The organism is Natronococcus sp. (assembly GCF_047921035.1).
Classification (GTDB): Archaea; Halobacteriota; Halobacteria; order Halobacteriales; family Natrialbaceae; genus Natronococcus.
Genome location: NZ_JBLRWX010000093.1, coordinates 1 through 13,165 on the forward strand (window position 1 = coordinate 1; position 13,165 = coordinate 13,165).

The 13,165-nt window shown below is 68.8% G+C and carries 14 protein-coding genes and 1 pseudogene; 5 read left to right on the plus strand and 10 right to left on the minus strand.

What is annotated here, in order from left to right; genetic code table 11:
- From ACNA7R_RS16030 to ACNA7R_RS16050, 5 genes are all read right to left on the minus strand, one after another.
- The coding region (locus ACNA7R_RS16030) for a transglutaminase domain-containing protein (RefSeq protein ID WP_416284546.1) at positions 1-1,845 on the minus strand (1,845 nt) is incomplete at its 3' end.
- Positions 1,842-2,903, minus strand: coding sequence for a DUF58 domain-containing protein (locus tag ACNA7R_RS16035; protein ID WP_416284547.1), 1,062 nt, complete (start codon positions 2,901-2,903; stop codon positions 1,842-1,844). The genes ACNA7R_RS16035 and ACNA7R_RS16030, both read right to left, overlap by 4 nt.
- Positions 2,900-3,877: an AAA family ATPase gene (locus ACNA7R_RS16040; protein WP_416284548.1), complete on the minus strand. Its 978-nt coding sequence runs from the start codon at positions 3,875-3,877 to the stop codon at positions 2,900-2,902. The genes ACNA7R_RS16035 and ACNA7R_RS16040 overlap by 4 nt, the downstream gene beginning before the upstream one ends.
- A gap of 189 nt (positions 3,878-4,066) precedes the next feature.
- Entirely contained in the window at positions 4,067-4,261 is a 195-nt protein-coding gene (locus tag ACNA7R_RS16045) for a cold-shock protein (protein ID WP_167939217.1), read from the minus strand.
- Positions 4,262-4,332: 71 nt separating this feature from the next.
- On the minus strand, positions 4,333-4,587 hold the full coding sequence (locus ACNA7R_RS16050; RefSeq protein WP_416284549.1) for a hypothetical protein: 255 nt from the start codon (positions 4,585-4,587) through the stop codon (positions 4,333-4,335).
- 90 nt (positions 4,588-4,677) lie between these two features.
- On the opposite strand from ACNA7R_RS16050, the gene ACNA7R_RS16055 reads away from it, so the two are divergent.
- On the plus strand, positions 4,678-4,872 hold the full coding sequence (locus ACNA7R_RS16055) for a hypothetical protein (RefSeq protein WP_416284550.1): 195 nt from the start codon (positions 4,678-4,680) through the stop codon (positions 4,870-4,872).
- On the opposite strand, the gene ACNA7R_RS16060 is transcribed toward ACNA7R_RS16055, so the two are convergent.
- Both ACNA7R_RS16060 and ACNA7R_RS16065 read right to left on the minus strand, forming a co-directional pair.
- Positions 4,869-5,870: a 5,10-methylenetetrahydromethanopterin reductase gene (locus tag ACNA7R_RS16060; protein WP_416284551.1), complete on the minus strand. Its 1,002-nt coding sequence runs from the start codon at positions 5,868-5,870 to the stop codon at positions 4,869-4,871. The genes ACNA7R_RS16055 and ACNA7R_RS16060 overlap by 4 nt on opposite strands.
- Complete coding sequence (locus tag ACNA7R_RS16065; RefSeq protein ID WP_416284552.1) at positions 5,867-6,637, minus strand: coenzyme F420-0:L-glutamate ligase; 771 nt, start codon at positions 6,635-6,637, stop codon at positions 5,867-5,869. Before ACNA7R_RS16065 ends, ACNA7R_RS16060 begins: the two co-directional genes overlap by 4 nt.
- A 95-nt stretch (positions 6,638-6,732) precedes the next feature.
- Here ACNA7R_RS16065 and ACNA7R_RS16070 point away from each other — a divergent pair, with 95 nt between their 5' ends.
- The 4 genes from ACNA7R_RS16070 (at position 6,733) to ACNA7R_RS16085 (ending at position 10,641) form a co-directional block, all read left to right on the plus strand.
- Positions 6,733-8,058, plus strand: a complete 1,326-nt coding sequence (locus ACNA7R_RS16070; RefSeq protein ID WP_416284553.1) for an NUDIX domain-containing protein — start codon at positions 6,733-6,735, stop codon at positions 8,056-8,058.
- A 293-nt stretch (positions 8,059-8,351) separates the two neighbouring features.
- Complete coding sequence (gene fabG / locus ACNA7R_RS16075; protein WP_416284554.1) at positions 8,352-9,119, plus strand: 3-oxoacyl-ACP reductase FabG; 768 nt, start codon at positions 8,352-8,354, stop codon at positions 9,117-9,119.
- 89 nt (positions 9,120-9,208) lie between these two features.
- Positions 9,209-10,138: a D-2-hydroxyacid dehydrogenase gene (gene ddh / locus ACNA7R_RS16080; protein ID WP_416284555.1), complete on the plus strand. Its 930-nt coding sequence runs from the start codon at positions 9,209-9,211 to the stop codon at positions 10,136-10,138.
- 2 nt (positions 10,139-10,140) lie between these two features.
- Positions 10,141-10,641, plus strand: coding sequence for a GNAT family N-acetyltransferase (locus ACNA7R_RS16085; RefSeq protein WP_416284556.1), 501 nt, complete (start codon positions 10,141-10,143; stop codon positions 10,639-10,641).
- 216 nt (positions 10,642-10,857) lie between these two features.
- On the opposite strand, the gene ACNA7R_RS16090 is transcribed toward ACNA7R_RS16085, so the two are convergent.
- The 3 genes and pseudogenes from ACNA7R_RS16090 to ACNA7R_RS16100 form a co-directional block, all read right to left on the minus strand.
- Positions 10,858-11,841 (minus strand): nitrite reductase, encoded by a 984-nt coding sequence (locus ACNA7R_RS16090; protein ID WP_416284557.1) that lies wholly within the window; start codon positions 11,839-11,841, stop codon positions 10,858-10,860.
- 157 nt (positions 11,842-11,998) lie between these two features.
- Positions 11,999-12,508 carry an FKBP-type peptidyl-prolyl cis-trans isomerase gene (locus ACNA7R_RS16095; RefSeq protein WP_416284558.1) on the minus strand — a complete coding sequence of 170 codons (510 nt, stop codon included), beginning with the start codon at positions 12,506-12,508 and terminating at the stop codon, positions 11,999-12,001.
- Between the two features lie 107 nt (positions 12,509-12,615).
- A pseudogene (locus ACNA7R_RS16100) lies at positions 12,616-13,165 on the minus strand (polysaccharide deacetylase); the annotation flags it as partial.

Below are 13,165 nucleotides of genomic sequence, written 5' to 3' on the forward strand. Positions count from 1 at the left end.
GTCGTCGCTTCCCTCGTCAGCGCTCGCACCGTCGTCGCCGTTGCCGGCGTCGACGTCTGCCCCATCGTCCGCGTCGTCGGGCTCCGCGTCGTCGGGATCGTCGTCGTCCGCCTGGCCGTCGTCGTCGGACTCGTTCGGCTCCTCGTCGTCGCTCTCCGATTCCTCGGGCTCGTCGTCGGAGATCGGGACGTCCTCGCTCTCCTCGATGTCGACGCCGTCGTGGCCGTCCTCGCGGGCCTCCTCGAGGCGGTCGTTGTGCTCGTCCTCGCGAGCGTCGCCCGGCGTCGGTTCGAAGGCGACCCAGCCGTGGTCGGGGAAGTAGACCTCGACCCAGGCGTGGGCGTCCAGTCCGCGGACGACGTACTCGCCGTCGTCGATCTCCTGGCCGCTGGTGTACCCCGTCGCGTACCGGGCGGGTATCTCCTCGGCGCGTAACATCTGGACCATCGACGTCGCGAAGTAGACGCAGTAGCCCTCGTCCATCCCGAAGACGAACTCCTCGGCGACGTTCCCCGAGGGTTGGTCGACCTCGAGGGAGTACCCCTTCGACGAGCGGAGGTGTCGCTCGATCGCGACGGCGGCGTCGTAGGGGTTGTCCGCGTCCGCGGTCACCTCGGCGGCGTGTTCCTCGAACTCGCTCGAGGTGTCCTCGGGCAGCTGGAGGTAGTCGTGGTCGTCGATCACGCGGTCGGGGTAGTCGGTCCCCGCCGCCCGGAGCTCGTCGGGATCGGGATCGACGATGGCGCTCTCGACGGCGTACTCGTCGCCCTCGACGAGCGTGTCGGCCGGCTGGGGCTGGCCGTGAGCCGAGACTTCCGCATGTCTCACGGGCGGTCCCTCGAGTACGACCGGCTGGGCCGCCCCCGGCAGGACGCCCAGTTCGGTCTGTGCGGTGACGTGCTGGGTGACCGTCTCGGGGTCGCCCGGCGGTCCGTCGATCGAGCCGTCGTACTCTTCGAGAGGACCCGACCGGATCCACTCGTCGCCCGCGAACCGGTCGTAGACGCCGGTGCGCCAGTAGGATCGCTCCTCCGATTCGACCGTGAACCGGACCTCCGGCGAGAGGTCGACCTGGCCGCTGATCCCGGACTGCTCGCCGGCGGTATCGATCGTCCCCTCGAGGGTGCCGTCCCCGCCGCCGGAGAACGCCGCGCCGCCGTCCTCGCCCGGGAGGATCGTGACCGACAGCGAGAGGACGACGATCGCCGCGAACACCACCGCGAGCAGGTCGGCCTGGGCGATCGAGCCGCCCCGGCGCTCGAGTTCGCCGAAGCCGATCGCACCGATCGCGCCGACGGTTCCGATCAGGGTGATCGTCGTCCCGGCGTCTCCGGTCAGAACGAGGAACAACAGCGCAAAGCCCCCGGGAACGACGGCGAGCGCGTAGCGGCCGCGCACGGCGAGATACCACGAGAGGAAGGCGGGGCCGGGCGCGAACCCCAGCGTCCAGAGCCCCGCCTCGACCATCCGAAGCAGGGGGAGCCCGGTCGCGAGCGCGGCGGTGTCGTTGAGGAGGGTCTCGCTCGCGGCGAGGGCGGCGCCGACGCCCGCTCCAGTCGCCTCGAAGTAGTAGGCGAAGCCGACGGCGACGACGGCGAGTGCTGCCGCCGTCGCCGTTCGGGGACGGATCGCCCGTGCGAGGATCGTCGCCGCGACGAGCATCGTCCCGACCAACAGGAGCAGCGATCCGGTGCCGCCGACGACCTGGGTCACCTCGCGAAGCACCTGGACGTACGAGCCGATCAGCGCCGCCACGCAGGCGAGCGCGAGCAGTCGGAACGGCCCGGCTCCGACCGACCGCTCGAGGTCGACGTCGACGGTCCGTTCGCGCGAGTCGGTGCTCACGCGGCCACCCCCTGCGAGCCGTCCGCGTCCGCGTTCGACGATCCGCTCCCGTCGATCCCGCCGTCACCCCCCCGTCGACCGTCGGCGCCGCGGAGCCGATCGAACGGAATCTCGCGATCGTCGACGACGACCGTCGTCCCGTTCGCGTCGGACTGGACCAGGACGTCGGCCTCGGCTCGATCCCGCTCGTCGAGTTCCTCGGCCTCGAGGACGGCGAGCGCTCGAAGCAGCGACCGGTGGTATTGGCGACCGGCGCCGGGCGGATGACCCTCGGTTCCGACGGTCAGGCCGACCCGCACCTCACACTCGAGCAGGTAGGTCGCGACGCTGGCGACGGCCGCGGCGAGTTCGTCCTCCCGGCCGGGGGTGCACTCGGCGGCGACCGTGGCCGCGCCGACGGTCTCGTCGGCGGCGAACTCCTTGACGACGAGTTCGTCGTCCGGCCGCTTGGCCGCCGACTTCCAGTGAACCTCCCGGAGGGGATCGCCGCGCTGGTACTCCCGGAGGTGATCGAACTCCTCGCGGTTGGCCTCCCGGGCGACGTCCGCGAGGACCTCGAGGTCGTGACTCGCTCCGTTCTGCAGGTCGTAGACCCGTGGGTAGGCGAGCACCGTCTGCGTCTCCTCGTACTCGAACCGTCGCTCCCAGAGCCCGAAGACGTCCCGCACCGCGATCGACAGCGGCCCGATCCGGCGTTCGCCGCGCTTCTTGAGGGTGAGTTCGTACTCGAGTTCGGTCTCGCCCTCGAGGGTCGTCTCGACGGTCGGGTCCGGCGCCGCGAGCCCGTCGCCGACGTCGTCGCGAACGGTCGCGGCGACGCTCGAGTCGGTTTCGATCGCGACGGTAACGGTTCGCCGCTCGCCGAGGAACCCCTCGGAGATCGGGGCTCGCCTGACTCGGGGTCTGTCGGCCCTGGCCGTCGTGAGGGCGCCGACGCCGACGACGACCAGCAGCGGGATGACGACGGCGTCGAGCGAGCGCGGCCCGTACTGCCAGCTCATCACGGCTCCGAACGCGACGACCGCGAGGGCTCCCCAGCCGCGACTCGTGAGTCTCATTCGACGTTCGTGTACTCGAGGGCGTCGGCGACGACCGACTCGCCGTCCCGGTCCCGGCCCTCGGTCCTGATCCGGTGACTCAACACGACCGGCGCCTCCGTCTGGACGTCGTCGGGGACGACGTACTCGCGGCCCGCGAGGGCGGCGCGAGCCTGCGCGGCCCGCAGCAGCGAGATCGTCGCCCGCGGACTGACGCCGATGCGGGCGTGCTCGCGGGTGTACCTCGCCAGCCGCGTCGCGTACGCTCGAACCGGCTCCTCGACGCGGATCTCTGCGACGGTCCCACGGGCGCGAACGAGCGCCTCGAGGTCGGTCACCGGCTCGAGGGAGTCGATCGGGTGACGACCGACGGCCCGGCCGAGCAGCTCGGTCTCCTCCTCGGCGTCGGGATACCCCAGGCTGAGTTTTTTCATGAAGCGGTCGACCTCGGCGAACGGAAGCTCGTAGGTCTGGTTGGGTTCGACGGCGTTCTGGGTCGCGATGACGGTAAAGGGGTCCGGCAGCGGGCGGGTTTCGCCGTCGACGGTGACCTGTTCCTCGGCCATCGCCTCGAGCAGCGCCGACTGGGTCTTCGGGGGCGCGCGGTTGATCTCGTCGCCCAGCACGACGTTGGCGAAGATCGGCCCCGCGTTGAACTCGAACTCCCGGGTCTTCTGGTTGAAGACGTTGACCCCGGTGACGTCCGCGGGCAGGAGATCGGGCGTGAACTGGATCCGACGGAAGGTACAGTCGACCGAGCGGGCGATCGAGCGGGCGAGCATCGTCTTGCCGACACCGGGGACGTCGTCGAGCAGGACGTGTCCGCGCCCGAGAAGCGCCGTAATCACGTGTTCGATCGCGTCGTCGTGCCCGACGATGACGCGGGAGACGTTCGTCTCGACGTCCGTACAGAGGTCAGCGATCGCCGAGATGGGGAGGGGTTCCGGCCCGGACGGCTCTCGGTCGGCCGCGGACTGGGGGGTCGGCTCGCTCATGACTCGAGACGGTGTCCGTCGGGAACCCGCGAACTACTCATCGGTGTGTCATGGGTGAGTCAGAACCATATGTTTTGTGCTGACGGGGATGGCGGTCAGCGGTTCGCGGTCGGGTCTCGAGTCGTTCGTCGAGAGCATCGCCACTACGGGGACGTAGCAGTCGGAAAACGATACCTCCGCCGTGACACCTCAGAGCCGTTCGACGTCGTTCGCCCGCGGGCCCTTCTCGGCTTCCACGATCTCGAACTCGACTTCCTGGCCCTCCTCGAGGTCGGGGCCACCGACGTCTTCCATGTGGAAGAACACGTCCTCGTCCGCGTCCTCAGTTTCGATGAAGCCGTAACCGCCAGTGTCGTTGAAGAATGCGACCGTACCTTTCGCCATTGCAAGTTCATAGAGCCGCGACAGAGATATAAATGTTCGGGAGGGAGTACCGTACTCGGGATCCTCGGTAATCACCAGGACTTACAGTCCGGACAGACGAGCGCTCCCTCCTCCCGCCAGACGCGTTCGACGGTCGCCTCGCAGCGCTTGCAGGTGTACGACCCCCAGGCGTAGGTCGACAGCGCCGTTCGGGTCCCGCTCGAGTCGGCGTCGGTCCCCCGATCGACTCCGTCCCCCTCGGACTCGTCGCATCCCTGACCGCGTTCGCCGTCGTCGGCTCGATCCGTCGATCCGGTGAACGACGAGAGCGTCGCGTCGTCGGTCATCGTTCCCGCGTACGATCGGCGACGGGTTAAGTTCGACCGTTCGGTGTCGGGATCGGCACCCCCAAGTACCACCCCTGACAACACGCACCTATGGATTCCGCCGTAGTGATGAACGTGATCGTCGACAACGTTCGGGAGATGAACGAGTACTTCAGCGAGGTCGCGATGGGTGACGGACTCGCCCCGCTGCTCGTTCTCGTCGGAACGCTGCTGATCGTCTTCTCGCTTGGCGTCTTCGGCGCCCTGACGCTGGGTGCCGTCGGCAACTTCTTTACGTCGAGCTAAACTCGGTCGAGCGCCTCGCTCGCCCGCTCGATCGAATCCTCGAGTTCCGGCCCCAGCGGCGAGCCGACGACGATCCCGTCGACGTGCTCGAGGGCGGCCGCGAACCGATCGGCGACCGTTTCGGTGGTGCCGGCGATACAGAACCGATCGATCATTCGCGGCGTTACGTGTTCGAAGGCCTCGCCGAGATTCCCGTTCTCGACCGCCTCGCTGATCTCGCTTGCGGCCTCGCGGTCGACGTCGTGGCGCTCGAGCACCGGCTCGGCCGCCCCGCCGACGATGAAGGCGACGGGCGGGCGGGCCGCCTCGCGGGCCGCGTCCTCGTCGGCGGCGACGCTGGTGCTCGCGAACGCGAGCGACTCGAACTCGCCGCGGTCGTCGGAACGCTCGTCGAGCCCCTTCTCGAGCTGTCCCGCAGCCCACTCGAGGTCGTCCGGGTGGGCCGCGTTGATCAGCACGCCGTCGGCGTGTTTCGCGCTCATCCGGAGCATGTGCGGGCCCTGCGCGCCGACGTAGACCGGCAGCTCGCGGGGCTCGAGGTTGAGCGAGGCGTCCCGTGCGGTGAACGTCCCCTCGTGGGTGATCGTCTCGCCGGCCCAGAGGTCGCGGGCCACGCCGAACGACTCGAGCACTCGACGCAGCGGCCGCTCGTGGTCGTAGCCCAGGTTCGAGAGCGCGGAGCGGTCGCCGGCGCCGATCCCGAAGACCCCGCGGCCGTCGCTGACCTCGTCGATCGTCGCGGCCTGGCTCGCGAGTCTGACGGGATGGGTGTCGTAGGGGTTGACGATCCCCGGACCCAGCCGAAGCGAGTCGGTCGCCTCGGCCATCTTCGTGAGCGCGACGAACGGATCGCGGTTGAAGTAGTGGCTGCTCGCGAACGCGACGTCGAACCCCTCGCGCTCCGCGACGCCGGCGAGCTCGCCCATCCGTTCGGGCGCGTGTTCCGGCGTGAGTTCGATGCCTCGAGTCGTCTCCTCGGTTGCTGTGTCCTCTGTCATGGTTCGAATTTCCACTCCCGCAGGGCCTGGCGAACCAGGTCGTCCTCGACGTCTCGAAACAGCTCGTCGCTCCCCTCGAGGTCGCCGAACGCCCAGTCGCGGACGACGACCGCGGGAGTGCCGTCGGCACCCTCCCCGGTGACGAGGTTCGCCGCGCTGGCGAGTTCGTCGACCACCGACTGAACGGTGACGCCCAGTTCGCGGCCGTCGCGGTCGCGCTCGCCGCGCCAGTCGCGGCTCGCGGGCAGCCCGGCCCAGCCGAGTGCGACGCCGCGCTGGCCGTGGCGGAACGGGCGCCCGCAGGTGTCGGTGACGATCACGGCGACGTCCTCGTCCCCCCGCTCCGCGAGCCCTGCCCGGATGCGCTCGGCGCTTTCCGCCGGCTTGCGCGGGAGCAACAGCAAGTCGTGGTCGGGCACGTTCGAGCGATCGATCCCCGCGTTGACGCAGATGTGGCCGAAGTGCGTCTCGGTCAGCATGAACGGACACTCGATCAGCAGTTCGGTGCTCTCCTCGAGAACGGCCTGGGCGAACCGGGGATCCTTCTCCTCGCCCGCGACCGCCCCGATTCGCTCGGCAAGTTCCTTCGCGCGACCGCTGACGGGGTACTCCTCGAGATCCGCCGTCCGCCCCTCGGCCTTCGAGACGATCGTGCTCGCGACGGTGAGCACGTCGCCGGGCTCGAGGTCGGCCCGATCGGCGACGAGTTCGGCGATGTCGTCGCCGGGGCGGATCTCGGGCAGATCCGTGACCGCTGTCAGTTCCATACCGGAGGGTGGGGGAGCGCCGCCAAAAGCGCACCGTCACCGGAGCGTTTGTCCGGCCCGAAAGCGACTCCTGGGCTCCCGGCCTCGAGTCGGATATGACCGCGACTACCGACGCCGACCGCGACCGTTCTCACGTCGTCACCGCCTTCCTCCGCAACGACGGCGACGCCCTCCTGTTGTGCCGCAGCGACGCCGTCGGCACCTACGCGGGTCGGTGGGGCGGCGTCTCCGGGTTCGCCGAGGGGGATCCGGATGCGCAGGTCCGAACGGAGATCCGCGAGGAAACGGGGCTCGAGGACGCCGTCTCGCTCGTCCGATCGGGCCGCCCCGTCGAGTTCGCCGATACGGAGCTCGGGCGCGAGTGGGTCGTCCACCCTTACCTCTTCGACTGCGAGCATCGCGACCTCGAGTTGAGCGAGGAGCACGACACCGCCGAGTGGGTATCCCCGACCGAACTCGTCGATCCCGACTCGGATCGCGAGACGGTGCCGAAGCTCTGGACGGCCTACGAGCGGGTCGCACCGACGGTTCGATCGATCGCCGCCGACGGCGAGCACGGCGCCGCCTACCTGTCGGTCCGGGCACTCGAGGTGCTGCGAGACCGCGCGGGGTTGCTCGTCGCCGAACGGGACTCCGGCGAGTCCGCGAGCGATCCCGGCGAGGAGTGGGACGAGCTCGCCGAACTCGCCCGCCGACTGCTCGAGGCTCGCCCCTCGATGGCGGTCCTGCGAAACCGGGTGAACCGGACGATGGCCGACGCCGAGGCGACCGCCGGAGATGGGACGGCCGGCGCACCCGCCGTCCTCGAGGCCGCCCTCGCGGGGATCGACCGCGCGCTCGAGGCCGACACGGAGGCGGCAGCGACCGCTGCCGACTCACTCGAGGGGAGCGTCATGACGCTCTCCCGATCGGGTACCGTCCTCGAGGCGATCCGTGAGAGCGAGCCGTCGCGGGTGTTCGTCGCCGAATCCCGGCCCGCCAGAGAGGGCATCGGCGTCGCCGAGGCGCTGGCCGAGACCGTCCCCGTCACGCTCCACACCGACGCGGCCGCGGCCCACCTGCTCGCGACCGAGGGCGTCGACCGAGTGCTCGTCGGCGCCGACACGATCCGGGCCGACGGCGCGGTCGTGAACAAGACCGGGACCCGGGCGCTGGCGGTCGCCGCCGTCCGCGAGGGGGTCCCGGTGACGGTCGTCGCGGCCACGGACAAGCTCTCGACCCGCGAGGAGCTGAATCTCGAGTCCGGCGACCGCTCGGCCGTGTACGACGGCGAGGCCGGGATCGACGTGGCGAACCCGACCTTCGACGTGACGCCCGCCGACTGCGTGAGCGCGGTCGCCACCGAGCGCGGTCGGCTCGAGCCCGGAGCGCTCGAGGACGTCGTCGCGGAGCTGCGCGAACTCGAGGACTGGCGGTCGTAGGACGAAGACAGCGGTGGGCGTTCGAGAGCCGGGCTCCGCTCGAGCCGTCGGTGTTCGGTTCGCTGGAGCGGGCCGTTGCGTGGGGTTTTTGCGTGCGACCGGCGTAGCGTCGGTCGTGGCGGCCGTGACGAAGTGTTACCCCCACCGAGCCCTGTGTGACGAGGGATTTTCTCCGAGCCGCCATCGCTACTTCCCCCAGCCGTAGCTGGCGTATTCGCCTCCACGACCGTGGAGACACCCCGAGAGTTCCGGCGTATCGTAGCTTTATACCGTTGCTCGTGGTCCGGAGGCGCATGACGGTAGACGATGCGGTAGCGATCGTTACGGGCGCAGCGAGCGGTATCGGGAGGGGAATCGCCGAAGTTCTCGCGAACGAAGGAGCGACGGTCGTCGTCGCCGATGTCGACGAGGACGCGGCTCGAGAAACGGCCGACGACCTACCGGGCGAGGCGATGGCGATCCCGGTCGACGTGACCGATCCCGACGAGACGGACGCGCTCGCGGAGGCCGTCGCCGACGAGTACGGGCGGATCGATATCCTGTGTGCGAACGCCGGGATCTATCCCTCCGCACCGCTGGACGAGCTGTCGACGAACGACTGGGATCACGTCCTCGACGTCAACGTCAAGAGCGTGCTCCTGTCGGTGCAGGCGTGTCTTCCGCACATGAAAGCACGGGAGTACGGTCGGATCGTCCTCACCTCCTCGATCACGGGACCGATGGTCGGCTATCCCGGCTGGAGCCACTACGGCGCGAGCAAGGCCGCGATGCTGGGGTTCATGCGAACGGCGGCGATGGAAGTCGCCGACGCAAACGTCACGATCAACGCGGTGTTGCCGGGGAATATCCGGACTGGCGGACTCGACGAGCTGGGTGAGGACTACCTGGATCGGATGCGCGCTTCGATTCCGAAGGGAACGCTCGGCACTCCTGAGGATATCGGACACGCGGTTGCCTACCTCGCTTCCGAGGAGGCGGGATATGTCACCGGTGCCTCGCTCGTCGTTGACGGCGGGCAGACGCTCCCCGAATCGCAGCTCGCGCTCGAGGAACTGGAATGAGATCCTCGAGTCGGGACCCCGCCTGAGTCACCGCTCTCCCGTGGGGACGGGACACAAACTTGATCCTCGAGTCGTTCGTATCGCCGGCCATGCAACCCGAACTCGAGCGACTGGGCGTTCACGAATCGGTCGAACTGGTGTTTCCGCCGTCGGAGCTCGCCGACTCCCTCTCGGAGCTTCCCGTCGACGTCGCCGTCGTCGGCGACGACGAGATCGACTCCTGTGACGCCGTCGTTACCCTCGAGCACCGCGACGCCTTCCTCGAGTGCGAGTGGGTGCACTCGATCCAGGCCGGCGTCGACCGCTTCCCGTTCGAGGAGTTCGAGGAGCGGGGCGTCCTGCTGACCAACAGCACCGGGATCCACGATCGCTGGGTCGGCGAGACGGTCGCGAGTTACCTGCTCGCCTTCGCCCGGCGACTCCACCGACACGTCGCGAACCAGCAGGAGCGACGCTGGGAGCAACCCGAGTGGGACGACGGCTTCACGCTACCGGGTTCGACCGCCTGCGTCGTCGGTACGGGGACTCTCGGCAGCGGCGTCGCCGAGGTGCTGGGATCGCTCGGGGTACGGATCACCGGTGTTCGCCGCTCGGGCGACCCCGTAGAGGGGTTCGAGGAAGTCTACGCGAGCGAGAACCTCCTCGAGGCCGTTGCCGACGCCGACTTCGTGATCGTCACGCTGCCGCTGACCGATGCGACCCATCACATGTTCGACGCCGAGGTCTTCGATGCGATGGCCGACGACGCCTACCTCGTCAACGTCGGCCGCGGCTCGGTCGTCGACGAGTCGGCGTTGATCGAGGCCCTCGAGACCGAGTCGATCGCGGGCGCCGCGCTGGACGTCTTCGAGACCGAACCGCTGCCCGAGGAGTCGCCGCTGTGGGAGATGGAGGAAGTGATCGTCTCGCCTCACTGTGCGGCCTTCTCCGAGGACTACTACCGGGCCGTCGGCGACCTCGTCCGGGAGAACGTCGACCGGGCGGAACGCGGGGAGTCGTTCCACAACCGGGTCGTCTGACCGTGTCCAGCGTCGAGGTTCGACGCGCGAAACCGGACGACGCCGAGTCGATCGCCGACGTCCACGCCGCAGCGATCCGCGAACGGGGTGCGGGCTACGACGAGCGGGAGCTGCGGGCCTGGCTCGCGAACGTTCACCCCGAACGGTATCCGATCGGCGAGCGCGAGGCCGGGATCGACGTCCTCGTCGCCGAACGGGACGATCGGATCGTCGGGTTCGGCTGGCTCGACCGCGATCCCGCCGGACGCGACGAGTCGACCGGCGAGATCGTGGCCGTCTACGTCCGCCCGGACGCCGTCCGCGAGGGGGTCGGGACGGCGATCCTCGAGCGACTCGAGGGAATCGCCCGCGAGGCGGGGCTCGCAGAACTCGTCCTCGTCGCCTCGAAGAACGCGATCGACTTCTACCGCGAGCAGGGGTACGATCCCGACGAGACGGTCGCGCTCGAGATGACCGCGGACGTCTCGCTCGCGGGCCTCCGGATGCGAAAGCAACTCTCCTGATACGGATTCCTGTAACGATGTACCGGCGCAACCGCTGCCCGGGTCGCGGTTGCGCCGAAACTGACTTACAGGAAACCGTATGAGCCTGAACGACGCTCGGCGGGTCCCGAAACGGGCCGGACACGACCGGGTCCGGTTTCGGACCGTCGCCGACGCGGACGCGAGATTTCGGGCCCGGCCTGCTCGAGAATCGACGGAAACGACTCGGTCGAAGCCTTACGGATCGCCGTCGTACACGTCGGTGTTCTCGTCGCCCTCGACCGCGATCTGTCCGAGCGATCCTCTGTGAACGACTCGAGACAGGGCGTGATCGACGAGGCTGACGGGTCCGGGAACCGGGAACTCCACCTCCGCTGCCGTGGTCGTTCCCGGGCCAACCATCGCCGTCTCGACGTTCTCGTCGGGAGCGCTCGTGAGATCGCCGTCCCGGTAGTAGCGACTCCAGACGTTGCCGATCGCGTGCCAGGAGCTAGCCAGATTCGGCCCGCCGTTGGCGTAGTAGATCCGCGCCGTCTCGCCGACTTCGGCCTCGACGGGTCCGTACGCGCCGTCGTCGGTGAACGCGAGGTACTCGCCGTTGAGGGCGACGTACGTCGGACTCTCGTCCGCCGCGGCGTCGAAATCGTAGCTGTGGTCCATGTTCGGGACCGCACAGTGATAGATGTGAACGCCGGGGTACGTCAGCTGGAACCGAACGTTCGCGACGTCGTCGCCGGGTGCGAGCGTCGTGTCCGCGGCGGCGCCACCGGGACCGTACACCGCGTGGAAATCGACGTTGTGGGCGTCGACGTTCTCGTCCTCGGGCACGTCGAACGTGAGATCGATCGTATCGCCCTCGCGAACCCGGATCATCGGCCCCGGAATCTGGCCCTCGTAGGTCATGTACCGCAACGTGAGGCCGTCCTCGACCTCCGCGACGGCCTCGATCGACTCCAGGGTAATCTCGTGCTCTCGAGGCTCGTCCCAGTCGACGGGGTCGGGGACGTCGGTCGGGTCGGCCGCGATCCGATCGACGTCGACCGGCTCCGGTTCGGGAAGACCGTCCTCGTCGTCGTTATCGCCGTTTTCCTCCGCTTCGGCGTCGGCGTCGCTCTCCTCTTCGTCGCTCGCCGATTCGCCGAAACAACCCGCGACGAGAACCGTCCCGCTCGCGCTCGCCACCGCCAGAAATTGCCGTCGACCGTGAGTGTTCACAGTCATACCGGTGGTTACATTGACAAGACATATCGTACGGTAGTGGACGTGAAACGGGCGATACAGATCGTTGTGATCGATATTTCACGGCACCGAGAGGGTCGACGTCCCCCGGAAGTCCGCAGAACTCTCGACCGGTCACGACCGAGACCGGATACCGCTCTCACTCGCCCGTCGTCCGTTCCGCCTGTACCTCGAGCACCTCGAGTTCGATCTCCACCGGAACGCCCGCGAGTTCGTGGTTAAAATCGACGGTGGCGGTGTCGTCGTCGACGGCCGTGATCCAGCCGGTCTTCCCGTCGTCGGTGTGGACCTGCGTCTCGGTCTCGAGCGAGCCCTCGGCCGACGAGTCGTCGATCTCCTCGAGCGGGAACTCGACGACCCACTCCTCGTCGTGCTCGCCGAACGCCTCGTCGGGCTCGAGGCGAAACGTCGCCTCGACCGGCAGCTCTTCGGGGTCGGCCTCGATCTCCCGTAGCGCCCGTTCGACGCCCGGCACGACCGTCCCCTCGCCGACGCGGATCTCGAGGGGCTCGTAATCGCGCTCGTCGGTGTAGATCCCCGTCTCCCGCGCGAGATCCGCGTCCGTGGTGTCGAACGGCTTCCCCGCCGCTCCGTCGTCGACGATACGTCCGGTGTAGTGACAGACCGCGATCTGCCCGAGTTCGACCATCGTCCGTACCGACCACGGTCGGGCTCAAGAAGCCGTCGCCGGCCGTCGTCTGCCGAGGGTCGGCGTGGACGTCCTCAGGAGTGCTCTCCCACCGCTCGTCTCCGCGGTCAGTCCACGAGCCGGCGGTAGGCGGCCCGACCCGCGACCACGACGGTCGCGAGCAGCCCCGTTCCGGCGGCGATCGCGGGGCCGTTCTCCCGAACCGTGGAGCCGGCGTCGTCATCGCTCGAGTCGCTCACGCTCTCGTTCGTCGGTACCTCGTCGTCGCCGTTCTCGACTTCCGGATCGTCGTCTCCCTCGTCGTCCTCCTCGGTCCCCAGCATCTCGTCGGGACCGACCCCGTGCTCCGAGAGGGCCTCCCGGAGCGTGACGATCTCGAGGTCCCGCGCTTTCGCTTCCCGGATGGCAAAGCGGACGCGCTCCTCGGTCGTCTCGTCGAACTGGCTGTGGCCGACGACGATCCCGAGGTAGTTCCCCGCGGCGACCTGGTCGTAGAACGCCTCGATCTCGGACTTGCTCGAGGACCGGCCGTCGATATCGAGGTAGAACCCGTCGTCCTGTCCGCCGCCGGCGATCGCGTTCTCGACCGTTCCGTCCTCGTCTCCGACGACGATCGGCTCGCCCTCGTGATCGGCGAGGAAGCTTCCGTCGACCGAG

Coding starts and splice junctions, on each gene's coding strand:
- ACNA7R_RS16035 (WP_416284547.1), bottom strand. CDS start 2,903: ATGAGACTCACGAGTCGCGGCTGGGGAGCCCTCGCGGTCGTCGCGTTC.
- ACNA7R_RS16040 (WP_416284548.1), bottom strand. CDS start 3,877: ATGAGCGAGCCGACCCCCCAGTCCGCGGCCGACCGAGAGCCGTCCGGG.
- ACNA7R_RS16045 (WP_167939217.1), bottom strand. CDS start 4,261: ATGGCGAAAGGTACGGTCGCATTCTTCAACGACACTGGCGGTTACGGC.
- ACNA7R_RS16050 (WP_416284549.1), bottom strand. CDS start 4,587: ATGACCGACGACGCGACGCTCTCGTCGTTCACCGGATCGACGGATCGA.
- ACNA7R_RS16055 (WP_416284550.1), top strand. CDS start 4,678: ATGGATTCCGCCGTAGTGATGAACGTGATCGTCGACAACGTTCGGGAG.
- ACNA7R_RS16060 (WP_416284551.1), bottom strand. CDS start 5,870: ATGACAGAGGACACAGCAACCGAGGAGACGACTCGAGGCATCGAACTC.
- ACNA7R_RS16065 (WP_416284552.1), bottom strand. CDS start 6,637: ATGGAACTGACAGCGGTCACGGATCTGCCCGAGATCCGCCCCGGCGAC.
- ACNA7R_RS16070 (WP_416284553.1), top strand. CDS start 6,733: ATGACCGCGACTACCGACGCCGACCGCGACCGTTCTCACGTCGTCACC.
- fabG (WP_416284554.1), top strand. CDS start 8,352: ATGACGGTAGACGATGCGGTAGCGATCGTTACGGGCGCAGCGAGCGGT.
- ddh (WP_416284555.1), top strand. CDS start 9,209: ATGCAACCCGAACTCGAGCGACTGGGCGTTCACGAATCGGTCGAACTG.
- ACNA7R_RS16090 (WP_416284557.1), bottom strand. CDS start 11,841: ATGACTGTGAACACTCACGGTCGACGGCAATTTCTGGCGGTGGCGAGC.
- ACNA7R_RS16095 (WP_416284558.1), bottom strand. CDS start 12,508: ATGGTCGAACTCGGGCAGATCGCGGTCTGTCACTACACCGGACGTATC.